This is a genomic window from Streptococcus sp. k-163, assembly GCF_013277555.1.
Lineage (GTDB): Bacteria > Bacillota > Bacilli > Lactobacillales > Streptococcaceae > Streptococcus.
The window spans coordinates 116,794-141,550 of record NZ_VMND01000015.1 but is presented as its reverse complement, the minus strand read 5'-3'; the positions used below and the strand labels follow the sequence as shown (position 1 = coordinate 141,550).

The window sequence follows — 24,757 nt, the reverse complement described above, 5'->3', positions numbered from 1 at the left end:
TTCATTATACCACAAATTAGGACTGAAAATCTATTGCAGACTGTAAAAAATCAAAGCCTGACTACTATCCAAATAGCTATCAAACTTTGATTCTTCTGTCTTATCTTATCTCAAACCCATCTGAGACAATTTATTCTGATATTTATTTTGATCGACAAGCAAGCCCAAGCCTCCATAAACATCGTAGGCATCTACCCAATCACCCAGTTCTGGAACTGTTAATCTCTCAATGCCGTTTTGTGCTCCATTTAGGAAGGATAAACCATTGGTCAATAAGAAACTATAAGGAACATTCGTTGAGGTCATTCCGAAGACCTTGCCAAGTGCCTCTGAGCCTGTAAAGAGCTTGGTTGGATCTTTGATTTGCTGAAGAACTGCTGTCAGCACTTGCTGCTGTCTCTTGGTACGACCATAATCGCCTTCATCATCATCACGGAAACGAGCATAATTAAGCAAGGTCGAACCATTCATCTGCTGTTTCCCGACTTTAATAGTCTGGGTCGGAGACTCTGTTTCCGTAGCATGTAAGTCATCTCCCACCGTAGCTTCAGTTAACGGTTGACCTTCCAAGGTTGAGAATTTGGCATCAATCATCACTCCATCTGGGAACAGCGTATCAATCGCTGTTGCAAAGGCTTGAAAATCAACCAAGGCATAGTACTTAATGTCCAAGTCAAAATTATCTTTCAAGACTTGACGAACCATTTCGGCCCCTTTTTGTCCTTCTTGTTCCCCTAGTTCATAGGCTACATTTAACTTGTTATCCGTCTGTTTCCTACTGTTAATCACTTGACTGTAACCGTCTATATAGACCAAATTATCGCGCATAAAACTGACTAGCTTGATTTTCTTATCTGAACCTCCGACATTTAATACCATAATAGAGTCAGTACGCGTCTCAGCACTATTTTGACCGATTCGCCCATCCGTCCCCATAATCAAAATATTAACTCCATCTCTGGTATCCTGACCATTAAAGACTTCTACTTGAGCGGCCTTAGCATTGGCAGTTTTGGTTGAATCAGCATTTGAATAGCCTTTTAGGAACATAAAAATCATGCCAAGCGCTACACAAGCTAAGATAGCCAGTAAGCCTGCGAAAATACGCCCCCACCGTAGCTTACACTTTTTAGTTTTTTTCATTGGAAGAGAATTGATTTTCTGGTATCTCTCAGAGCGACTACGACTATCATAAGAAGGGATCGAAGTGTTAGCACGTGTCTTTCTATAATCCTCGGTCAATTCTTGACTTTCTGAGGTGGCGTCACTACTTTCCCCATTCAATTTATCTTGCAAGTAAGCAAACTCTTCTTTTTCTCGCTCATTGAGATAGTGAATATTCTTAAGTAGATAGTCATAGCGTAACTGCTCGTGGTGACTTAAGGGATTTTCTTTACTCATCTTCTCTCCTTTCCATGGTCTGATATTAGATAAATAGGATAGGTACCCAAAACCTTATACTGGATTCCAATCGCTTCTAATTCTTTTTGGGCAAAGCGGACCAGATCCTTATCAGCATAGTCCACATCGATAATGAAAAAGTATTCGCCCAGTGCTGTCTTGAGTGGACGACTTTCAATTTTTGTTAAGTCAATTCCTCGCCAAGCAAAGGTCGACAGGGCCTTATAAAGTGCACCTGGAAGGTTGTCAGGTAAGGTCAAGGCCAAACTCATTTTCTCAGTTTGTGCTTGCAAGGGAATACTAGGCTTTTCAGCTCCTAAAACCCAGAAACGTGTGAAATTGGCTTCCATTTCCTGAATATCCTCGGCAATCAGTTCTAAGCCATATTCTTCAGCAGAACTTCTAGGTGCAATTGCTGCAAAGGGCTGGTCTGGATGTTCGGAAATAAAGCGGGCCGCATAGGCTGTACTAGCAGTCACCTCGATTTGAGCATCTGGATACTGTTCATCGATAAATTTCTTTCCTTGCGCCAAGGCCTGTGGATGTGAAAAAATCTTTTCAATCTTAGTATGACCTGGAACCACCATCAACTGCTGATGAATAGGCTGAACGATTTCTGCCACTGCTTGAATGTGAACCTGATGAAAAAGGTAGTCCAAGGTTTCATGAACACTACCCTCGATAGAATTTTCAACTGGCACCACAGAATAGTCCACCAAGCCTTGCTCATAGGCCTTGATGACATCTGTAATATTGGCAAAGGCCTGCAATTCCTCATGAGAAAAAGCTGTCTGCACAACGTGGTGTGAAAATGATCCCTTGGGACCTAGATAAGCAATTTTCATCTCAGTTCCTCTATAATTTCCTCTGGACTTAGCTTGGTCACATCCAAAATCCGACTAGCCACTTCCTCATACCAAGCCTGTCGTTCTTGAAAAATAGCTGCTAGTTCTTCTTTGCTATTATTTAGAAAAAGCGGGCGCTGATTGTCCTTATCAGCTGATATGCGTTGGTAGAGGGTTTCAAAATCGGCTTTTAAGTAAATATTATCAGAATTGGTTTTGAGTAAGTCGCGATTTTTCTGAGAAACGACTACTCCTCCACCAGTTGACACGACTTGGTCTGTTTGTAGTAAATCAGCTAGGACTTCTGATTCTACCTGACGAAAGGCCGCTTCCCCCTTTTCAGAGAAAAATTCCGCAATGGACATGCCTAGGCGTTTCTCTATCAGAGCATCCATATCGAGATAATCTGGGTCCAAGCCTCTTGCAATAGTCGATTTGCCAGCCCCCATAAATCCTAGTAATATCTTAGCCATGAATCAAGCTCTCCAAATCATCAAAGAAGCTTGGATAGCTGGTATTGATAGCTTCAGCACGATCAAGATCCACCTCTCCATCTGCAACCAAGAGGGCCGCGATAGCCATCATCATGCCGATACGATGGTCTCCAAAAGTATTGACTCTAGCACCGTGAAGGGCTGATTTTCCTTTGATAATCATTCCATCTGCTGTAGGGGTGATATCCGCACCCATGCTATTTAAAGCGTCTGCCACAACCTGAATACGGTCTGTTTCCTTGACCTTGAGTTCCTCAGCATCCTTGATAACTGTGACACCTTGGGCTTGGGTCGCCAGCAGGGCAATAATGGGCAATTCATCAATCAAACGTGGAATCAAAGCACCGCCAATCTCTGTTCCTTTCAAGTCAGAAGACTCAACAGTCAAGGTTGCAGATTTAGCGACTGAATCAATTTCAGTTATTTCCAATTTTCCACCCATAGCACGAATGACATCAATGATACCTGTTCGTGTTTCATTAATACCCACATTCTGCAGCACTAGACGAGAATTTGGAACAATCAAACCGGCGACCAGCCAAAAGGCTGCACTGGAAATATCTCCTGGAATAACCACCTTTTGTCCTGTCAATTTTTGCGGTCCTTGGACTGTGATTTTCTTGCCCTCCACACTTAAATGACCACCAAATTGTTGCAACATATCTTCAGTATGATTACGCGTGCACTCTTTTTCGATAATAACTGACTTCCCCTTAGCTTGTAAGGCTGCAAACATCAAGGCTGACTTGACTTGGGCTGAGGCAATTGGCAACTCATACTGAATAGGGGTTAGGTTTTTCGTTCCTTTTAAGTGAAGGGGAGGCAAGTCTCGCTCAGTTTGCCCTGAAATGCTGACTCCCATTTTTTTCAACGGAATAGTCACACGATCCATAGGACGTTTGGAGAGACTATCATCTCCGAACATTTCAACTTCAAAGTCTGCACCGGCAAGGACACCTGAAATCAGGCGAATCGAGGTGCCAGAATTTCCCATATCAAGGGCATTTTGTGGCGCTTTTAAGCCATCCATGCCTACACCTTGAATGGTAATAACCCCATCTTTATCCTCAATTTCAACACCAAGATCACGAAAGACTTGCATGGTCGAAAGGACGTCTTCGCCACGTAATATATCATAGACCTTGGTCTCACCCTCAGCCAAGCTTCCAAAGATAATGGAACGGTGACTGATAGATTTGTCACCTGGAACTCGTATACTGCCGTGTAAGTGGCTAATGTTTGTTTTTAGTTTCATACTGGACCTCATACTTGCAATACTTTTACTTATTTTATCATAAAAAGCCAGAAATTCCTTAAAAATTCCTGACTTTAGAATTGTTATTTTCTTATTTTAGCAATTCTGAAATTGGTTCGAAAACAATTTTTTCAATGTCAGAAAGGTAAATTGCCAATTGTTGTTGCTTGGTAAAGAATTCTGACAATAGGTTATTTCCCTGAATCTGCTTGCCAAAGTTTTCCATCTTAGCTTGGAAGGAAGCGTCTGGCATTTGACCTGTCTGCGCTAATCTTTGAATTTCCTCTTGGAAAGCAACATATTCCGTAAAGATTTTGCTCGCCTCAGCATCTGCTGAAATCTCATCTTTAGCTGTTTTGACAGCCTTGTATTCTGGTAATTCGCGTAGACCGCGACTGAGTTCATTTGCACTATCGTAAATATTTGACATAATTTTCTCCTTATTTGATAACGACTGTGTAGTCGGTATTTTCTGTTATGAGGTGCTCGGCTCGTTCCAAGTCTTGAGCATTTTTAAATGAAATTTGTAAAATCCCGTGAATATCTTCACGGTTTTCCTCGTTGATATGAATATTGACCAAGGAAGTTCCACGTAGCAGTTCCAAAATCCTCAGGATGACATCTTCTTCATCGGGAACATCGACATAGAGGTCATAAGAGCTATCCACGCCACCACGCTTATGGATTTCCATAGCCTGACGTTGCTCACGCGCTTGGTTGAAAAAGTTCCAGATTTGCTCCTCATCTCCCTTACTGATAGCTTGTCCAATCTCGTCCAAACGCTCCTTGAAATCCTCAATTCTATCTAAAATTGTTTCACGATTGGACAAGAGAATGGAGGTCCACATCCCTGGCTCGCTTTCCGCAATCCGAGTCATATCTCGAAAACCACCTGCCGCAAAGCGCCTTGCCATCTCATGTTCTTGAGCATAAACCGCGGTCTGTTCCATGAGACTAGAAGCCAGAATATGAGGAAAATGGCTAATCTGAGAAGTCACTCGATCATGCTCCTTGGCATCAATCTCGATAAAACGAGCATGAAGACCTGAAAGCAGATTCTTCATTTCCTCAAGAGTGTCCTGACTTGTCAGGCTTGAAGGTGTGAAGATATAATAGGCATTTTCAAAAAGATTGACATCCGCAGAAGCAGCTCCTGTCTTGTGACTACCAGCCATGGGATGGGCCCCGACAAAACGAACAGGCTTGCCAGCTAAATACTGCTCCGCCGCATCCACAATGGCTGACTTAGTCGAACCAGCATCTGAAATAATGACACCTTCTTTCAAATCCAAGTTGGCCAACTCCTTAATGAAAGCAATGGTTTGCTTGATTGGTAAGCTAAGAATAATAATATCCGCCAGAGGAGCAAAACTGGCAAAATCATCCGTTGCACGGTCAATCATGCCTTCTTTCAAGGCGATATCTCTCGAAGCTTGACTGCGATTATAGCCTAAAATTTCATAATCTGGATGATCGCGTTTGATACCGAGTGCCATCGAGGCACCAATCAAACCAAGACCTGCGATATAGACTGTTTTTGCCATAGGAACTCCTTAATAGTTCTTTGTATAGTCTCGGTGTTGGGCTACCGCTTCTTTTAATTCCTCTAGATTGTCTGATGAGAATTTTTCAAGGATTTCTTGTGCCAGAACCGTTGCCACAACAGCTTCCATAACTACACCTGCTGCTGGAAGAGCAGTCGGATCACTTCTCTCCACAGTTGCCTTGTAGGGTTCATGGGTTTCGATATCTACACTCATGAGTGGTTTGTAGAGAGTAGGAATGGGTTTCATAACTCCACGAACAACAATGGGTTGCCCATTGGTCATACCTCCTTCAAAGCCGCCAAGATTATTGGTACGGCGAGTATAGCCGTCTTCTTTAGACCAGAGAATTTCATCCATAACTTGGCTACCTTTACGGTAACCAGCTTCAAATCCAAGGCCAAATTCCACACCTTTAAAAGCATTGATAGAAACAACTGCTTGAGCCAATCGCGCATCCAATTTTCTGTCCCATTGGACATAGGAACCAAGGCCAACTGGGACACCTCCGACGACTGTCTCCACAACCCCACCGATGGTATCACCGTCACGTTTGATTTGGTCAATATAATCCTTTATTTCCTGTTCTCTTTCTTGGTTAACAATAGAAACTTCAGACTGGGCAGCTCTTTCCTTAATCTCAGCAACTGTGAGATTCTCAGGAACATCGATTTCCTTGCCACCAAAGACTACGACATGGTTGGCAATCTCCATATCCAGCTCAGCCAAGAGGCGTTTGGCTACTGCGCCAACTGCCACCCGCATGGTGGTTTCACGAGCTGATGAACGCTCCAAGGAATTACGCAAATCATCAAAACGGTACTTGATGCCCCCAACCAAGTCAGCGTGACCAGGACGTGGATGGGTAATTTTTCGTTTACTTTTGAGGCGGTCTTCAATGTCCTCCGCAGACATGATATCCAGCCATTTTTGGTGGTCCTTATTGATGACATCCATGGTAATGGGAGCCCCAGTAGTCTCCCCATGGCGAACACCCGAAGTAAAGATAACTTGGTCGCTCTCAATCTTCATACGACCACCGCGGCCGTATCCACCCTGACGACGTTTCAAATCCTCATTGATGTCCTCTGCTGTCAAAGGAAGTCCTGCTGGAATTCCCTCAATAATAGCCGTCAGACGGGGACCGTGTGATTCTCCTGCAGTTAAATATCTCATACACTCTCCTTATTTTACCAAGTAGTCTTTCATCTCTTCCAGAGAAACTGGGTGAATAGTCGCTGAACCAAGCTCTGGTACCAAGACCAATTTCAAGGTGTTGCCACGCGCTTTCTTATCATGAGTCAAAGCCTGATAAAGCTTGTCAACATCCCAGTTTTCATAGTCAACAGGTAGTCCAAATTTCTGACACATCTCTGTAATAGACTGGGTTATTCCTTCTGGCATGAGGCCTTTCTCCTCAGCAACCTTGGAAATCTGCACCATACCCATGGCTACGGCTTCTCCATGCATGACTGTTCCATAACCTGCCGTTGCTTCTATGGCATGGCCAATAGTGTGCCCAAAATTGAGGTAAAGTCGAACACCGTTATCCAGCTCATCCTCAACTACCATCTTGCGCTTGGCCTGACAAGAATGTTCAATCAAAGTCTCCGCATGTTCCAGAATGCTCTCTACAGAACCATCCAGCTCCGTCAAAAGAGCCCACAGTTCTGGATCCTCAATCAAGCCATACTTGATAACTTCACCCATTCCTTCAATCAACTCTCTCTTTCCGAGCGTTTCAAGGACAAGCGGGTCAATCAGAACCCCGTCTGGTTGGGCAAAGGTCCCCACCATATTTTTAGCAAATGGAGTGTTGACACCTGTCTTTCCGCCGATAGAAGAATCCACCTGGGCAGTCAAGCTGGTCGGAATCTGAACAAAATGAATGCCCCGCATATAGGTAGAGGCTACAAAACCAGCCAGGTCTCCAACGACACCACCTCCGAGAGCCACGATTCCATCACTACGAGTCAGACCTTTCTTAACTAAAAATTCATAGACTTTCTGAACAGTGGTCAGATTTTTCCGTTCTTCCCCTTCTAAAAAGTCAAAAACTGCTACCTGAAAACCAGCATCTTCTATGCTGAGTTTGACCTTCTCTGCATAGAGAGAGGCTACATGATTGTCTGTTACAATGACCACTTTTTGTGGTTGCCATAGTTCTCGCAACCATTGGCCAGCCTGAGCCAGACAACCTTTTTCAATCTGAATATCATAAGGATGATGAGGAATATCGATTCTGATTTTCATAGGAGAGTCTCCTTTTCTTTATTGGTATTTTTCTGTTAAAGACTGCCAAATTTCTTCTGTCGGCATTTCCTTGCCTGTCCACAGTTGAAAAGCTTCTGCAGCTTGATAGAGCAACATACCCAGACCATTGACAGCTGTATTGCCCTGCCTCCTAGCCCATTTTAAAAATGGTGTTTCAAAGGGTTGGTAAATAATATCTGCCACCAAGATAGTTTCTGGCAAATTGATGCTTTCAGGAACTGGGGATGATTGACCATCCATGCCCACACTGGTAGCATTGACCAGTAAATCCGACTCGGCAATCCTTTCTTGCAGTTCAGAAACATCTTCTAAAGCATACAAGTCCACTTTAAAGCCTGTTTGCTCCTGTAACTTGTCTAGATAAGGTCTTGTTTTTTCCATGGAAACTGAACGAACAAAGACCGAAATCTGACTGCCGCCGTCCAAAATAGCTTGTGCCAAAATGGACTTGGCCGCACCACCTGCACCCAGCAGGGTCATCTTCTTACCTGTAATTGTAAAAGAAGGCAAGCTCTTAAAAAATCCCTTGCCATCTGTATTATATCCAATTAAATTGCCATTCTCATTGACAACCGTATTGACCGCACCAATCAAGCGCGCTTCGTCACTCAGTTCATCCAAATATGGAATCACCTGCTCCTTATAGGGCATAGAAAGGTTGATACCAAACATCTGGTAGCGACGAATATTGGCCACTGTTTCTGCCAAATCACCCGCTTCAATCTCCCAAGCTACATAAGCACCGTTGGTAGTTGTCGCCTCAAAGGCGCTGTTGTGGATGAAGGGGGAAATAGAATGCTTAATAGGATTGGCAACAACAGCAGCTAAACGTGTATAGCCATCAAGCTTCATCCAAAATCTCCCGAATTTTTTTCATGTTAGCTAGGGAAATCTGACCTGGGGCACTGGCCTCATCTAGACTAGCAAAGGACCAGCTAGAACCTGTCACATCCGCAGTGATACGAGAGACCTTGCCCACCTTGCCCATAGAAATAGTTACATACTCCTGCTCAGGATTGAGAGTTTTAAAGCCTCGTGTATAGTTCATCAAGTCTAAGACATCCTGCTCCGTGTGAGCCATCACTGCAACCTTGACAAGTTTTGGATTTAGGCTCGTCAACTCTGACAAGATTTCCATCATATTTTCAGGTGTTTCTTGGAAATTGTGGTAACTCAAAACGAGATTTGGGAAGTCCAGCATTTCCTCAAAAACATCCTTGTAGGTATAGTACTCAAAATCAATATAGTCTGGTTGATAGAGTTGCGCCACTTCCTTGATTAGATGGATATATTCTTCTGGAGAAAGGTCGATTTCTCCCCCTTCAGAGCGAGTTCGCAATGTGAAAACCAATTCACGACCTGCAAATTTTTCAAAAATAGCTGGAGCCACCTGCAAAATCGCTTCTTTAGGCAGATAGTCGGCACGCCATTCAATAATATCAGCATCTTGATACCTTGTGGCATCCAGAGCCTGAGCCTCCTCTAAACTTCTTGGCATTACTGAAACGATTAATTTCATTTACTAACCTTCATACTAATCACCTTGAGGTAATTACTACTTTCATCTTTTTTATTATAGGCGAAATCTGCTGGAAGACCGTATTTATTTAAAATCTGGTAACTTCTTCCTGCAAAGCCTTTATCAATTTGATCTGTAAATTTCTGGCGAGAAACATTGGCAGCATTGGTACTGGCAATGATGATTCCTTCAGGATTTAAAATCTCAAGACTCTGGGAAATCAACTTGTGATAATCCTTGGACACAGAGAAAGTTTGTTTTTTATTCCGAGCAAAGCTTGGCGGATCTAGGACAATCACATCGTATGTCAAACCTTTTCGCTTGGCATATTTGAAATATTCAAAGACATCCATGACTATAAAACGATGGTCGTCTGTGCTGATTCCATTTACCTGAAAATGCGCTTGAGACAATTCTCGTGAACGTTTGGCTAGGTCAACAGAAGTTGTCTGGCTAGCTCCTCCCATGGCTGCAGCTACTGAAAATGCTGCTGTGTAGGAAAACATATTGAGCAAGGATTTGCCCATAGCCAAACCATCGACCAGACTACCACGAACCTCATGCTGGTCTAGAAAAATCCCTGTCATCAAGCCATCATTCATAAAGACTTGATACAAGACACCATTTTCTAGAACAGTGAAAAATTCAGGTGCTTCTTGACCATAAACATGGGCAGATTCATAGTCCAAACCCTTAAAACGGATCTTCTCATAGGCTCCTAAAACCTCAGGAAAAACCTGTCTAAAGGCTTCAGAAATAACCTTGCGAATCTGATAAACATAAGAGTTATACCAAGAAAATACAGCATAGTCGCCATAAAGGTCCACTGTCAGGCCGCCAAAACCATCTCCTTCTTGGTTGAAGAGACGAAAGGCAGTTGTCAAATCATCTTGATAGTAGGCACTTCTCTTTTCTTTAGCTTGTCTAAACAGTGCTTCAAAGAACGCTTGATTGAAGGCCACCTTGTCTGTACTCACAAACCAGCCCAAACCCTTGTTTTGCTGAGAAAGGTAGGCAGTCCCAAGAAAGTTTCCTCCTTGACTATAGACTTCTACTTCCTGATCCTTGAGATGGACATCTGCAAGGTCACTAGCTTCTAGTAAAACAAGCCCCTTGGAAAGCTTTTTTTCAACCCGTTTACTGACTCTTATTTTATTCATAATCCCTATTATAGCAAATTTTATGACAATTCTCAAAAAAGAAACTACCCTTGCTTTTTTACTCTAGTTTTAAAAAATGCTATACTAATAAAAACTTAGGAAGTAATTGTGTGAGAATCAATTTTAACAAAATCCAAAAAGCCATCGGTACTAGACTGGGTTGTCCTAACTCTTTTAACCCTATATTGGCTCAAAACCTTATTAGCCTATACCATTGACTTTAATTTAGACATTCAATTAGGAAAGTTGCAGGGAAATTACCTTGCCTTTATCGCCTTTTTCAATCCCCTTCCTTTGGGGCTCCTTCTTCTAGCTCTAGCCCTCTATGCTCGATCAACCAAGATCTTTTATGGTCTGAGTATAGCTATTTATAACCTTTTATTCATTTGGCTTTATTCCAATGTCTTTTACTATCGAGAATTTAGTGACTTTATCACGGCTAATACTATGAAGGTGGTCAGCAAGGTGTCTGTTGGAACTGCTGAACTAGAGTTACTGCGCCTTTGGGATTTCATCTATTTTATGGATTTCCCACTGCTGGCTTTTCTTCTCTATAAAAAATGCATCCAACTGGATAAGAGACCTTTCAGATTCCGCTCCAGTGTCGCTATCACTGCTCTCTCAGCCCTGCTCTTTTCTGCTAATCTTTTCTTGGCAGAGATTGAACGTCCCGATCTCCTATCGCTAGGATTTTCTAATTATTATATTGTCCGCGCCCTTAGTTTACCAGCCTTTTTAGGCTATAGTGCCAACCAATCATACAGCGCCAACAAAGAACGTGCTAAGGCTTCTGAGACTGACCTTCAACCTATCACAGATTATATTCAAGAACATTCCGCTAAGCCCAAGCCAGACTATTTCGGCTTAGCCAAAGGGAAAAATGTGATTTATCTCCACTTAGAGAGTTTCCAGCAATTCCTGCTTGACTATAAACTTAACATAGATGGAACTAAGCATGAAGTCACTCACTTCCTTAATTCACTTTACCATTCGCAATCAACCCTAGCCTTTTCGAATATCTTTAACCAAGTCAAGGCTGGTAAGACCTCAGATGCGGAAACCATGCTGGAGACTGGTTTGTTTGGACTTGACCAAGGTTCTTTCATGGTCAATTAAGGTGGTACCAATACCCAGCAGGCAGCTCCTTTTATCCTATCGAAAAATGGCTACCAATCAAGTGCTGTCTTTCACGGTAATATCGGGACCTTCTGGAACAGAAATACAACCTACAAGCAATGGGGCTACCAGTACTTCTTTGATGCTTCCTATTTCACCAAGCAAGACAGTAGTAATTCTTTCCAATATGGTTTAAATGATAAAATCATGATGAAAGATTCCATCCAATATCTGGAGCACTTGCAGCAGCCTTTTTATTCCAAGTATATCACGGTTTCCAATCACTATCCCTATGCTAGCAATCTGACGGGAGATGAGCTTGGTTTCCCCTTTGCCAAAACCAAAGATAAAACGATAAATGGCTACTTCCAAACGGCTAACTATCTGGACAGTGCTACCAAGGCCTTCTTTGACTATCTCAAAGAAAGTGGCCTCTATGAAAATTCCATCATCGTCATCTACGGAGACCATTATGGAATTTCCAACTCCCGCAATCCTGACCTGGCACCTTTGATTGGAAAGACTTCTGAGAACTGGTCGAATTACGACAATGCCATGTTGCAACGAGTGCCTTTTATGGCGGTCATGCCTGGTTATGAAAAAGGGAAAATCATCAATACCTACGGTGGACAAATCGATATCTTACCTACTCTCGAACACCTCCTTGGTATTAAGTCCAATTCCTTCCTTCAAGTTGGACAAGACCTCCTATCACCAGACCATCAAGAAACAGTTGCCTTTCGAACTGCCAATTCCTTCGTCACACCTAAATACACCAGTTATGACGGACGAACCTACTATACTGAAAGTGGTCTTGAAATCAGTAATCTTGATGAGCAAACTCAGACCGAACTGGAAAGCGTTCGTCAGGCAGTCAGTCAACAGCTGAAAATTAGCGACCAGATTCAAACTGGCGATTTGATACGTTTCTATCAAAAAGATCATCTTGGAACAGTTGATACAGAAAGTATTTCTTACCTCAATTCCTTACCAATTCTGCAAAAAATTGAGCAAGAAAAAGGTAGTCGATCAACTAGTCTCTTTAGCCAACGACAAGGTAAAACCAGTACTGGCCTTTTCAAGGCACCAAGCTACCAAGAACTCCATCCCGAATCTGCAGAAACCGAATCAAAATCACAATAAAAGGCGGCTGCGCAAAAAGTCTTTAAAATCAGAAAAACGCATAATATCAGATGTGCTAAAATCTTGATATTATGCGTTTTATTGTGGAAACAGCCGATTTTTCGTTATTTACTAAAATGAATTTTTTCCAGCCTATTTTAAAATGTTTGGCGTTTAGCTTTACGCTCTGCACGACCTCGAGCGCGATTTTCAGCGCGTTTGGTCTTGCGGCGCTTTTCATCAACCGCCCATTGAATTTTTTTCTTATAACCCGGTTTGACTTTTTTCTTTTTCTTTTTAACCAAACCAATCATTTCGATATCAAGCTTATCTTGTTTTTTCTCACGGTTGGCACGACGATCACGGTCATAGGTATCTTGAAATTCTCCGTCTTTGACCATCTTAGGAGTAAACTTGATTCCCAATTTCTCCAACTCACGGATATCCGAGTCATCACTTGGCTGATAGAGGGTAATAGCTGTACCTGGTAAGCCGTTTCGTCCAGTACGACCAACACGGTGCACAAAGAAAGATAAGTCTTGCGGAATGGCATCATTGATAACATGACTGACACCTTCAATGTCAATTCCACGCGCTGCCAAATCCGTTGCTACAATATACTCAAAATCTAGATTTTTCACCTGATTCATGATACGCTTGCGCTCACGAGGGGCAATATCTCCATGGATTTTTGCCACCTTCAAACCTTGAGCAGTCAGATATGAATGCAACTCATCAGCACGCGTTTTAGTGTTAACAAAAATCATTGCCAAATACGGTTGCATCAACTGAGTCAACTGGTAAATTTGAGCATTCTTGTCACGTCCCTTAGTAGAAATCAACCAATTATCAATAGTGTCAGAAATGACCGTTTTAGTCTTGATTTTCTCCATAACAGGATTTGATAAGTATTTTTTCAAGAATGGTTGCAACTTTTGTGGGATCGTCGCTGAGAAGACCATGAATTGCAAATCTTTTGGAAGGCTGCCAGCAATCTTATCAACAGTTTCCAAGAATCCCATATCCAAGGTCATGTCTGCCTCATCAACCACAAAGGTCTTAGCCTTGTGAATGGCCAAATCACCAGATTTAACCAAGTCGTAGATACGACCTGGAGTACCGATAACAATATGAGGCTGATTGCTTGCCAATTTCTCAATCTGGCGAGCCTTATCCGTACCACCTACATAATTAACCACACGAACTTCAACATCTGAATGGGCTGAAATTTGACGAGCTGCTTGGTAAATCTGAGTAGCTAATTCACGGCTCGGTGCAGTAATCACTGCCTGTACACTATCGCTAGCTTCATCTAATTGCTGGAAAATCGGTAACAAGAAAGTATGAGTCTTACCTGAACCTGTTTTTGATTCTCCTACTAGGTCACGACCTGCCAAAACAATCGGAATCAACTTATCTTGCACCTCTGTTGGAGTTGTAAATTTTAACTCCTCTAAGGCTTCTCTAATATAGTTTTTAAATTGAAATTTCGTAAATGACATAATATCCTCGATTCTATCTATCTTATCAATTATACCATATTTTATTCCATTACAGTAGTCTCACTTATTTGGCTATTTCCAGTAGCTTCTCTAGTTAGAAAAAGGATGGAATTTTATAATCCCAACCTCTTTTCAGTCACTATTTCCAGTTTAAAGTAGCATTCAAGCCATAGTGATCACTCACTTGCGGACTCTTGTTGCCATCAAATACCACATGTAAATTTTCCACCGCTAACTCTTTGGTAGTAAAAACATAGTCGATTCGAAGGGGTTCTGTGTTCCCCTTCCAGCCATCAATTTCTGGTGGAACAGTATAGCTACCACTTTTCTCTTGAGCAACTTCAAATGCGTCTTGTAAGCCTAATGGACTAGCTAAAATAGCTTGGTATCCTTCCTGACCAGCTGGGTTGTTGAAATCCCCAGCAAGCAAAAGTGGCTTGTTCAATTCTTTCAATACAGCCTCAAATCGTGCCCATTCTTCTTGGAAACCTTTATCCCACCAAGAAAGGTGGACACTGGCAACCGCAAGCTCTTTACCTTCAACTACTGTTTCTGCTAAAGCAACTCGACGAGTGTGATAATCTGTTGGATCATCCACATCTGAAACCAAAATTTCTCTTGCTTCAATAGGTGTTTTAGACAAGATAGCCACACCTTCATGATAGCGGTCATAACCGATATGGTTATAGGCCCAAGTCCAGTAGTAATTTTTCCCTTGCTCTGATAACTTCTCAACCAAAAGTCTAACATAGTGATCTTGGTGAATAGGCTCAGCTGCTGGCAAAGCTTGATAGAGATCATTAACCTCCACCTCTTGCGAGGTGATCTCCTGATTGATTTCTTGGAAACAAATCAAATCATAGTCTTTATCAAGAATATCTTCAAGCAAGAACTGGAATTTTTCCTCAGCTTCTTTTTCCATCCAGCTATGAGTATTGAGTGTTAAAAATTTCATGCTTTTCTCCTAAAACAAGAGGTTGGAAAACAGCTTCCAACCTCAAGTATATTACAATTCTACCTTAGCAACTGCTGTTTTAGCTGCAAGAGAACCTGTTTGTTCTAATTTAACTGATTTAATAGCTTCAGCATTTGTGAAGACAACTACTGTAGAAGTTTCACGACCTGCTGCACGGATAGCATCCAAGTCAGCTGTGACAAGAAGGTCACCTGCTGCAACTTTTTGTCCTTCAGCTACATGAACTGTAAATGGTTTTCCTTCAAGACTTACTGTGTCCAAACCAATGTGAACAAGTACTTCAAGACCTGCTTCAGTCACAAGACCAAGAGCATGTTTTGTAGGGAAGATGCTTGATACAGTACCTGAAACTGGAGATACAATGTTTCCATTTGCAGGTTCTACAGCAAATCCATCACCCATCATTTTTTGAGCAAATACTGGATCTTTTACTTGTTCCAAGGCAACAACTTGACCGTCAGCTACTGAGTAAACTTCCTCAGTAAGACCTTTGAATTGAACAGTATTTTGTTGCGTTTCTGTCATTTGACTTGGAAGAGTTTCAGGAATGATTTCACCTGAATCAAGAATATCTTGGATATCAGATTTCAATACGTCTGCTTTTGGACCGTAGATAGCTTGAACTCCTTGTCCTTTCATGACAAGACCCATAGCTCCTTCTGCTTTCCATTGTTCTGCATCACCGACTTTGTCTGCGTCTTTAACAGTTACACGAAGACGAGTCATACATGCATCCACATCAACGATGTTTGCACGTCCACCAAGAAGGTTGATAATGTTTACAGCTTGAGAACCTGCTGCAACTTTCACTGCGCTGCTAGCTTCTTCTGAACCTTCAGCAGTTTCGTAGTTTCCGTTACGTCCTGGGGTTGCGTAGTTGAATTTTTGAATCATGAAGTTTGCGATGAAGTACATGATTACAGCAAAGAGAACGGTTACCCAAATGAAGTTAATGATATCCATACCGATACCAGCACTGATTGCAATAGGTGTACGAGTCAAGAACTCGATTGAACCGAATGAGTGCATACGTAGGTTTACAACGTCAGCCATAGCGAAGGCAGCACCTTGAACAAGTGAGTAAACAAGATACATAGGTGTTGCTACAAACATGAACATGTATTCGATTGGTTCAGTAACCCCTGTCAAGAATGTTGCAAGAGCTGTCGCAATCATCATACCTTTATATTGATGTTTCTTATCAGCATCGACATTACGGTAGATAGCCACGATCACACCCATCAAGATACCGAATGAACCGATCATTTGTCCAACTTTGAAACGAGCTGGGTGAACAGTATCTAACAATTGTTGGTAGTGACTTGCATCTGTACCTTTAAGGTTAACAAGGTCTGTTACCCATGCAAGCCATAGTGGATCTTGACCAAATACTTGACTACCTTTAGCTGCACCAGTTAAGACCTCATAAGTACCACCAAGAGCTGTGTAGTTCATTGGGATAGTCAACATGTGGTGAAGACCAAATGGCAAGAGCAAACGTTCCAATGTACCATACAAGAATGGTGCAAGGATTGGAGCAGTTTCTTGTGAGTTAGCAATCCAGATACCAAAGCTATTGATACCAGTTTGCACAAGTGGCCAGAAAGCTGAAAGTACAATTGCAGCAATTATTGAACGAAGAATAACTACAAATGGTACAAAACGTTTTCCGTTAAAGAATGAAAGTGCATCAGGAAGCTTACGGAAGTTATAGTATTTATTGTAAGCAGTTGCTCCAATAAAACCAGAAATAATCCCTACGAAGACACCCATGTTAAGCGCTGGGGCTTCCATAACACTAATGAAGTAATCAGCAACTTTGATTGATCCACCAAAGAGAGTTGTTACCATAGCTTCAGGATTTTTCAACATATCGCCTGATACGCCAAAGATTGTACCAGTGATACGGTTGATTAGGATAAAGGCAAGACCTGCCGCAAACGCACCACCAGCGCGTTCCTTAGCCCAGCTTCCTCCAATAGCGAGGGCGAACAAGATATGAAGGTTAACGATAACTCCCCAACCGATTTGCTCTAGTACACCACCAGTAATGACCAGTGGAGCAAAGTTAGGGTTAATCATCACAAGCGACTTACCGATTGAAATCATCAAACCAGCAGCCGGCATAACGGCGATAACCACCATCAAAGCCTTACCGAATTTTTGCCAAAATTCGAAAGACAAGACATTTTTGAATGTATCTTTCATCATTCAAATCTCCTTTATTTTTATTTAGGCAAACGTTTTACGAAAACGTTTGCACTTAACTATGTATTAATTATACCACTTTAATTTTTTTTGTAAAGGCTTTTATAGAAAAAAGTAGACTTTTTTCTAAAATTTTTGTAGTAAAAGAGGAGATATTAAAATCTCCTCAAATATACATCTATTCAAATTTAAATTTTTAAGAATCGGCGCATTGAAATTCCTGATCCAATTGAACCAATAAAAATTCCAATAACAAACAAGAGGACAATCATCAGTGGACTAAATACTTCTGGTGAAATCATAGAAAGATTTTGACCTACTAATGACTTATTAACCGATTGGTAAACCATTTGATAAACAACGAATACTAAAGCTGATGGAATTGTTGCTCCAAGTAATCCGATGAAAGCACCCTCAAGGAGGAATGGTCCTCGGATATAGCTATTCTTAGCACCAACCAAGCGCATAATTTGAATTTCGCGACTGCGAGAAATAATGGTAATACGAATGGTATTAGAAATCAAGAAGACTGCAATGAAAATCAAGAGTCCTGCTATGACTAATCCCCAAACACGAATGAAGGAAGCAAGTTGGAACAGACGTTGTGTGTTGGCTCCACCATCTTGAACTTCTGATACACCTTCAATTTTTTTAGCCTCTTCAGCTACTATCTTTACATCACTTGGTGTGTTAGTATCTACAATATATGCATCGTAGAGAGGATTGGCGTCACCATCAAAGATTTTCCAGTTATCCCCCATTGTCTCAGTTAATTTTTCATATTGTTCTTCTTTACTTGAAAAAGTAACACTCTTAACTGTAGACATCCCCTTCAAGGCATTATATACCTTATGGTAGTCATTATTTGTAACAGTTTGACCTTCTTTTTCAATAGTCTCACTATTATCAGCGACATCCTTACGAATGTAAACCATTACTCGGACATTATTTTCAATATCGGTAGCCAGTTTCGCTGTATTGAAAATAACAGAAGCAAATATGGCAACCAAGGTTAAAGTAATCATGACTGAGCTGACAGCAGCCACTGTCATCCAACCATTTCGTTTCAAACTTTTTAGTGATTCAAATAAATGGCGAAAAAATCTACTAATCATCGTATCCATACTCTCCTTTTGATTCGTCACGGACGACACGGCCATTTTCAATGGCAATGACACGGTGGCGCAAGGTATTTACAATCTGGCTATTATGAGTCGCCATCAAAATAGTTGTTCCTTGTAAGTTAATCCGTTCCAAGAGATTCATAATTTCCCATGAATTATCCGGGTCCAAGTTTCCTGTTGGTTCATCGGCTATCAGTACTTTTGGATTGTTTACAATAGCTCGCGCAATCGCAATCCGCTGTTGCTCCCCACCTGAGAGCTCATTTGGAAAAGAACGAACCTTATGCTTCAATCCAACCAAGTCCAAAACTTCCATCACCCGTTTTTTGATATTACGGCGATTTTCCCCAATTACTTCCATAGCATAAGCAATATTCTCATAAACAGTTTTCTTTGGCAATAGTTTATAATCCTGGAAGACAACCCCAATACTACGACGTAGAAGCGGGACATCTTTCTTTTTAATCTTAACCAGATTAAAACCAGCAACTGATAGGCTTCCTTTATCGATCTTTACTTCACGATACAGAGAACGAATAAAGGTTGACTTCCCTGCTCCTGAAGGTCCTACGATGTAAGCAAATTCCCCTGGTTCAACGCTGACCGAAACACCTCGTAGAGCAGTCGTTCCATTGTCGTATTTTTTGACGACATCTCTCATTTCAATAATTGACATGTGAGTTCCTTTCTATCTTAGCTGATGCGCCACTTGAGATAGGCATCAATAAAACCATCTAGGTCTCCATCCATAACCTTATCTACTTGTGCAACTTCAAAGCTAGTTCGGTGATCTTTTACCATAGTATATGGCGTGAAAACATAAGAACGGATTTGGCTTCCCCATGTGATTTCTTTTTTCTCACCCTTAAGGGAATCTACCTCCGCAGCTTTCTTTTCTTGCTCCATTTGATAGAGCTTTGCCTGCAACATCTTCATGGCACGATCTCTATTTCCATATTGAGTACGATCGACCGTTGACTGGACGACAGTTCCCGTAGGAATATGTGTCAAACGCACACCTGTTGAAACTTTATTGACGTTCTGTCCACCAGCACCACCTGAACGGAAGGTGTCCATCTTGATATCATCTTCACGGATTTCCACTTCAATGGTATCATCCAACTCAGGCATCACTTCTACAGATGTAAAAGATGTATGGCGACGTTTGGCAGAGTCAAATGGTGAGATACGGACCAAACGGTGCACACCCATTTCCGACTTGAGGAGACCATAGGCATTAGGTCCTTCAAAGGACAAGGTCACCGACTTAATACCTGCTTCATCACCAGCCTGGTAATCCAAGACTTCCACTTTAAAGCCTTTGGCATTTCCATAGCGAGTGTACATACGAAGCAACATATCACCCCAGTCTTGAGCCTCTGTACCACCAGAACCTGGATGGATTTCCAATATAGCATTATTATGGTCATAAGGTTCTGACAAGAGAAGGGTCATCTCATAGCTGGACATCATCTTATCAAGTTCGGATAACTGCGTTACCAGTTCTTCTTGAACCGACTCGTCTTCTGCTAAAAAGTCCAATAAAATTTCGACTTCATCCTGCAACTCTTCCATTTTGTGGAAAGTGTTATAGGTGTTTTTTAATTCATTTAATTCTTGCGACGTTTTTTGGGCCGCGATATTATCGTTCCAAAAATCAGGTTCTGTCATCTTGTTTTCCAAGATGGCAATCTCTTCCTCTAGACCCTCTAGGTCAAAGAGACCCCCTGAAAGAAGCTAATTTTTCACGATTTGCGTCAATTTTCTGACGAATTACTGAAATGTCCATAAATACTCCTTTTTTGTATCGTTTTATTATACCATATTCTATCATTTCTTTCCATCTTTTGCTCTAATCTCCCTTTCATGAAAAAAGAAGCCTTTCGGCTTCCATGCTTACAAAATTTTAGCAGAAGTACGACTAATCTCTTCTACTTGAATATTTTCAGCTTCAAATTTTTGCTTTAAGGCTGTCAAATCAACTGATCCATCGATTTGAACTTCGATAATCACCTTACCATCCTTGCGTGGAATATTTACGGTATGGGAGATATTCAAATTTTCTTCTACAATCAAAGAAACAATCTTTCCGAGAACACCAACTTCATCTTCTGTAACAAAGCGCACTCGAATTCCTTCTTCACCATAACCAGCAATTTCAAGAAAGGCTTGGAAAACATCACGGTCAGTAATAACTCCGTATACTTGATGGTTATCTACTACAGGAAGAATACCAATCTTGTTTTTCAGCATCAGATAAGTTGCATCTTCTAGACTAGCATAACCTGAAACAGTGACAACATCACGAATCATGACATCTTTTACTTTGGTCTTATTCAGAAGATAGTTCATCTCATAGATAGAAAGACTTGTGGCTTTTGATGGACTAGCTTGAGCAATGGTTCCCTCAGTTACCAAACCAACCAATTGATCATTTTCGATAACAGGCAAGCGGTGCAACCCTTGCTCTCTCATCAAATCTGCTGCATGAGATACTGTTGTATCTGGACTAATATACACTACCTTGCGGGTCATAAAATCTTTAACTGCCATGAGACTTCTCCTTTTCTATTCTTATCCCTATTATACAATCTTTTTGTAAATCTATCAAACGCTTACATTTCTTTTTCAAAATTCAGAAAAGTATGAATAAGCTAGCAAAAAGAGCTCTAAAATCGAGCTCTATGAATGAAGGTAAGATACCTTTCATTCGATTTTTTAATTATTAGAAATTAAGCTTTTAATGTAGATGCAGATTTGTTTGCAATCTCAATCTACCGACTAAAAAGGTCCCCCGGACCTTTTTAGCCACCTAGATATGCTTTTCTGACTTCTTCTGATGAGGCGAGTTCTTTTCCTGTTCCGGATAGGACGATTTTTCCTGTTTCCAGTACATAGCCTCGGTCAGAGATTGCGAGTGCTTTATTGGCATTTTGTTCAATCAAGAGGACGGTTGTTCCTTGTTTCTGGATATCTTGAATGATATCAAAAATTTCTTGGATAAAGATTGGGGCAAGTCCCATTGATGGCTCATCTAAAAGAAGAAGTTTAGGTGTTGACATAAGGGCGCGTCCCATGGCAAGCATTTGTTGTTCCCCTCCTGAAAGAGTGGCTGCATCTTGGTTCTTCCGTTCTTCAAGACGAGGAAAGCGTGAGAAAACCTTCTTCAAGTTAGCTTGATTTTCATCACGATTTTTCTTTAAGAAAGCTCCCATTTCAAGATTTTCCATAACAGTCAAGCCAGGGAAGACGTGGCGTCCTTCTGGTACTTGTGAAAGACCACCTGCCACGATTTTCTGAGCTGGCATTTTTTGAATTTCTTGACCTAAAAATTCAATTTTTCCTGAACTCGGTCTAACCAAACCAGACAAGGTACGGAGAATAGTTGTCTTACCAGCACCATTGGCACCGATAAGGGAAACAACTTCTCCTTCATTAACTTCAAAGCTTACATCACGGACTGCTTGGATCATACCGTAATGTACAGAAAGATTTTCAACTTTTAACATAGACATTAGGCTTCACCTCCTAGATAAGCTTCGATAACGCGTTTATTGGTCTTAATTTCGTCTGGAGTTCCTTGAGCAATCAAACGACCATATTCAAGTACGTAGATGCGTTCTGTTACTTCCATGACCAGATTCATATCGTGTTCAATCAGCATGATCGTAATCTTAAATTCATCTTTGATACGACGAATTAACTCAGTCAATTCCGCTGTTTCCTGTGGGTTCATACCTGCTGCTGGTTCATCTAAAAAGAGAATTTTAGGCTCCGTAGCAAGGGCACGAACAATTTCCAAACGACGTTGTTGTCCGTAGGCGAGGTTTTTAGCAAGAGTCTCTGCATCACCATCTAAATCAAAAATTTTCAGTAATTCCAAAGCTTTAGCCTTTAATTCCTTTTCACTATTGTAAAAAGCTGGTAAGCGTAAGAAACTAGCAAAAACATGTTGTTTGTGATGGTTGCCAAAAGCAATCAAAACATTGTCCAAAACTGTTAAATCTTTAAAGAGACGGATATTTTGGAAAGTACGTCCAAGTCCTAAGGAGGCAATCTTATAAGGTGACTTCCCATTTAAAAGGTGACCATCAAGGGTAACTGTTCCCTCACTTGGTTCATAAACACCGGTCAAGAGGTTGAAAAGAGTGGTTTTACCAGCTCCGTTTGGACCAATTAGTCCAACCAATTCCCCTTCGTTCAATTCAAGAGTCACATCTCCAACAGCTGTTAGACCGCCAAAATGTTTGGTTAACTGTTTTACTTCAAGTAATGCCATTAGTTTTGTTCCTCCTTCTTAGATTTTTTAAAGAAACGTGATAGACTCAATTCCCATGTTCCAAGGAGTCCACCTGGTCTGAAAATCATTACCAATACCAAGGCCAAAGCGTAGATAATCATACGAACGCTAGCAACATCTTGGAGAAGCATATTCAAAATTCCAAGAACAATAGCTGAAACGATGGCACCTGTAATGGAACCAAGTCCACCAAATACAACAATGATCAAAACGTTGATTGAGTTAATGAAAGTGTAATCTTTCGGTACAACTGAACCGATAAATCCTGCCTGAAGTGACCCTGCAATACTTGCAGTAATAGCACCAAAGACAAAGGCGATGATTTTAATTTTAGTCGTATTAACCCCAACTGACTCAGCAGCAATCTCGTCCTCACGAACAGATAGGGTTGAACGACCAATCGGGCTACGCAAGAAGTTCAAGGTTGCAATGGTTGTAATCACGACAAAGAAGTATACCATTTGCCAATTTGTAAAGTTAGGAATTCCCAAGATACCTGCCGCACCATTTGTAATGCTTCCACCATTGATGATAAAGATACGGATAATTTCAGAAACACCTAGAGTCGCTACCGCAAGATAGTCCCCCTTCAAGCGCAAGGTTGGAATTCCGACAAGTAAGGCAACTGCTCCTGAAATCAAAGCACCTACAAGCATAGCTCCAAAAAAGGCACCATAGGTTGGTGATTTAGAACCAATAATAGCAGCGGCATAGGCACCAATCGCCATGAAACCAGCATGTCCAAGTGAAAATTGTCCTGAAAAACCAACGATTAAGTTAAGGCCAACAGCCAAAATAATATTAATTCCAATTTGTTGTAAAATCTGTACATAGAATAGATTGAGTACTCCGACTGAGACCAGTACACTAATCAAGCCATAGCCAGCTAACAAAAGGAGTAACCATAGAATATTAACTTTTAAATTTTCTTTCATCGTTTACACCTTCTCTTTCACATTTTTACCAAGGATACCAGCTGGGCGGACAATCAAGATCAACAACAAGATTCCATAAACAATGGCATCACGGAAGTCTGACATTCCAAAGGCTGTCGCAAAAGTTTCCAATAGACCAATCACAAAACCACCAAGAGCCGCACCAGGAATAATTCCAATACCACCAAGTACTGCGGCAACGAATGACTTAAGACCTGGAGTAACCCCCATCAAAGGCTCAAGAGAGTTATAATAAAGAGCAATCAGAACACCAGCCGCACCCGCAAGAGCAGAACCCAAAGCAAAGGTAAAGCTGATAGTACGGTTTACATTGATCCCCATCAATTGCGCCGCATCGCTATCTACAGATACTGCACGCATGGCTTTCCCCATCTTTGTCTTTTGAACAATAACTTGTAACAAAATCATCAAAATCAAGGAAATAGCCAAAATCATTAACTGCACGTTTGTTAGGCTAACTGGTCCCAAATCATAGCGAACTGTTTGAATCGCTTGAGGGAAGGCACGGGTATTGGCACCAACCAGATAGACCATTCCATACTCAAGTAGGAAGGAAACCCCAATAGCTGTGATCAAAACAGCAATACGAGTAGAGTGGCGTAAAGGTCGGTAAGCAAGGAACTCAATCACAACACCAAGAATGGCTGTCGCTATCATCGCTACAATAAGCGCTACAAAGAAATTCATTTGAAAAGAATTAATCAAGAAATAACCGATAAAGGCTCCCATCATATAAATATCACCGTGGGCAAAGTTGATGAGCTTGATAATTCCGTAAACCATGGTATATCCTAGGGCTAACAGCGCGTAAACACTACCTAGAATCAAACCATTTACTAGTTGTTGGAGCATAAAATTCACTCTTTCTATTTATAATTTTGAGGGTTTTCCCCTCACTTTTTGATAGGTTCTTATACTCAATGAAAATCAAAGAGCAAACTAGAAAACTAGCCGCAGGTTG

Annotated in this window: 22 protein-coding genes and 1 pseudogene; 1 reads left to right on the top strand and 22 read right to left on the bottom strand. The window is 41.3% G+C overall.

Going from position 1 to position 24,757, the window contains the following annotated elements:
- Positions 1-105 precede the first annotated feature (105 nt).
- From HT731_RS06705 to HT731_RS06655, 11 genes are all read right to left on the bottom strand, one after another.
- A complete protein-coding gene (locus HT731_RS06705) occupies positions 106-1,401 on the bottom strand; it encodes an LCP family protein (RefSeq protein WP_061759770.1) in 1,296 nt (431 codons plus the stop codon).
- Entirely contained in the window at positions 1,398-2,246 is an 849-nt protein-coding gene (pheA, locus tag HT731_RS06700; RefSeq protein ID WP_061759769.1) for a prephenate dehydratase, read from the bottom strand. Before pheA ends, HT731_RS06705 begins: the two co-directional genes overlap by 4 nt.
- Positions 2,243-2,719 carry a shikimate kinase gene (locus HT731_RS06695; RefSeq protein ID WP_173278226.1) on the bottom strand — a complete coding sequence of 159 codons (477 nt, stop codon included), beginning with the start codon at positions 2,717-2,719 and terminating at the stop codon, positions 2,243-2,245. Before HT731_RS06695 ends, pheA begins: the two co-directional genes overlap by 4 nt.
- Positions 2,712-3,995, bottom strand: a complete 1,284-nt coding sequence (gene aroA / locus HT731_RS06690; RefSeq protein ID WP_173278224.1) for a 3-phosphoshikimate 1-carboxyvinyltransferase — start codon at positions 3,993-3,995, stop codon at positions 2,712-2,714. Before aroA ends, HT731_RS06695 begins: the two co-directional genes overlap by 8 nt.
- Before the next feature lie 91 nt (positions 3,996-4,086).
- Positions 4,087-4,425 carry a YlbF/YmcA family competence regulator gene (locus HT731_RS06685; protein WP_173278222.1) on the bottom strand — a complete coding sequence of 113 codons (339 nt, stop codon included), beginning with the start codon at positions 4,423-4,425 and terminating at the stop codon, positions 4,087-4,089.
- Between the two features lie 10 nt (positions 4,426-4,435).
- Complete coding sequence (locus HT731_RS06680) at positions 4,436-5,539, bottom strand: prephenate dehydrogenase (protein WP_173278220.1); 1,104 nt, start codon at positions 5,537-5,539, stop codon at positions 4,436-4,438.
- Between the two features lie 9 nt (positions 5,540-5,548).
- The gene (aroC, locus tag HT731_RS06675) at positions 5,549-6,715 is read right to left on the bottom strand and encodes a chorismate synthase (RefSeq protein WP_173278218.1); all 1,167 of its coding nucleotides are present in this window, start codon (positions 6,713-6,715) and stop codon (positions 5,549-5,551) included.
- A gap of 9 nt (positions 6,716-6,724) precedes the next feature.
- Complete coding sequence (gene aroB, locus HT731_RS06670; protein ID WP_173278216.1) at positions 6,725-7,792, bottom strand: 3-dehydroquinate synthase; 1,068 nt, start codon at positions 7,790-7,792, stop codon at positions 6,725-6,727.
- 18 nt (positions 7,793-7,810) lie between these two features.
- Entirely contained in the window at positions 7,811-8,665 is an 855-nt protein-coding gene (locus HT731_RS06665) for a shikimate dehydrogenase (protein WP_173278214.1), read from the bottom strand.
- Complete coding sequence (aroD, locus tag HT731_RS06660) at positions 8,655-9,332, bottom strand: type I 3-dehydroquinate dehydratase (protein ID WP_173278212.1); 678 nt, start codon at positions 9,330-9,332, stop codon at positions 8,655-8,657. The genes HT731_RS06665 and aroD overlap by 11 nt, the downstream gene beginning before the upstream one ends.
- Positions 9,329-10,492: a class I SAM-dependent rRNA methyltransferase gene (locus HT731_RS06655; protein ID WP_173278210.1), complete on the bottom strand. Its 1,164-nt coding sequence runs from the start codon at positions 10,490-10,492 to the stop codon at positions 9,329-9,331. Before HT731_RS06655 ends, aroD begins: the two co-directional genes overlap by 4 nt.
- A gap of 120 nt (positions 10,493-10,612) precedes the next feature.
- Between HT731_RS06655 and HT731_RS06650 the strand changes: the two are divergent.
- A pseudogene (locus HT731_RS06650) lies at positions 10,613-12,751 on the top strand (LTA synthase family protein).
- A gap of 137 nt (positions 12,752-12,888) precedes the next feature.
- On the opposite strand, the gene HT731_RS06645 reads toward HT731_RS06650, so the two are convergent.
- From HT731_RS06645 to HT731_RS06595, 11 genes are all read right to left on the bottom strand, one after another.
- Positions 12,889-14,232, bottom strand: a complete 1,344-nt coding sequence (locus HT731_RS06645; RefSeq protein WP_033679947.1) for a DEAD/DEAH box helicase — start codon at positions 14,230-14,232, stop codon at positions 12,889-12,891.
- Positions 14,233-14,371: 139 nt separating this feature from the next.
- Positions 14,372-15,187, bottom strand: a complete 816-nt coding sequence (locus tag HT731_RS06640; protein WP_033679948.1) for an endonuclease/exonuclease/phosphatase family protein — start codon at positions 15,185-15,187, stop codon at positions 14,372-14,374.
- A 51-nt stretch (positions 15,188-15,238) separates the two neighbouring features.
- Positions 15,239-17,419 (bottom strand): PTS transporter subunit IIBC, encoded by a 2,181-nt coding sequence (locus HT731_RS06635; protein WP_079114838.1) that lies wholly within the window; start codon positions 17,417-17,419, stop codon positions 15,239-15,241.
- Positions 17,420-17,604: 185 nt separating this feature from the next.
- Complete coding sequence (ftsX, locus tag HT731_RS06630) at positions 17,605-18,531, bottom strand: permease-like cell division protein FtsX (RefSeq protein WP_173278208.1); 927 nt, start codon at positions 18,529-18,531, stop codon at positions 17,605-17,607.
- The gene (ftsE, locus tag HT731_RS06625) at positions 18,524-19,216 is read right to left on the bottom strand and encodes a cell division ATP-binding protein FtsE (protein WP_173278206.1); all 693 of its coding nucleotides are present in this window, start codon (positions 19,214-19,216) and stop codon (positions 18,524-18,526) included. The genes ftsX and ftsE overlap by 8 nt, the downstream gene beginning before the upstream one ends.
- Positions 19,217-19,233: 17 nt before the next feature.
- Positions 19,234-20,329 (bottom strand): peptide chain release factor 2 gene (gene prfB, locus HT731_RS06620; protein ID WP_173278204.1). Its coding sequence is split into 2 segments (ribosomal slippage): positions 19,234-20,256 and positions 20,258-20,329, totalling 1,095 coding nucleotides; the frame shifts between segments, so codons are not numbered across the junction.
- Between the two features lie 107 nt (positions 20,330-20,436).
- Positions 20,437-21,093 (bottom strand): CBS domain-containing protein, encoded by a 657-nt coding sequence (locus HT731_RS06615; RefSeq protein ID WP_033679950.1) that lies wholly within the window; start codon positions 21,091-21,093, stop codon positions 20,437-20,439.
- Between the two features lie 251 nt (positions 21,094-21,344).
- The gene (locus HT731_RS06610) at positions 21,345-22,055 is read right to left on the bottom strand and encodes an ABC transporter ATP-binding protein (RefSeq protein ID WP_000062215.1); all 711 of its coding nucleotides are present in this window, start codon (positions 22,053-22,055) and stop codon (positions 21,345-21,347) included.
- The gene (locus tag HT731_RS06605) at positions 22,055-22,819 is read right to left on the bottom strand and encodes an ABC transporter ATP-binding protein (protein WP_001186000.1); all 765 of its coding nucleotides are present in this window, start codon (positions 22,817-22,819) and stop codon (positions 22,055-22,057) included. The genes HT731_RS06610 and HT731_RS06605 overlap by 1 nt, the downstream gene beginning before the upstream one ends.
- Positions 22,819-23,775 carry a branched-chain amino acid ABC transporter permease gene (locus tag HT731_RS06600; protein ID WP_000662288.1) on the bottom strand — a complete coding sequence of 319 codons (957 nt, stop codon included), beginning with the start codon at positions 23,773-23,775 and terminating at the stop codon, positions 22,819-22,821. The genes HT731_RS06605 and HT731_RS06600 overlap by 1 nt, the downstream gene beginning before the upstream one ends.
- A 3-nt stretch (positions 23,776-23,778) precedes the next feature.
- A complete protein-coding gene (locus tag HT731_RS06595; RefSeq protein WP_033679951.1) occupies positions 23,779-24,648 on the bottom strand; it encodes a branched-chain amino acid ABC transporter permease in 870 nt (289 codons plus the stop codon).
- Positions 24,649-24,757 lie beyond the last annotated feature (109 nt).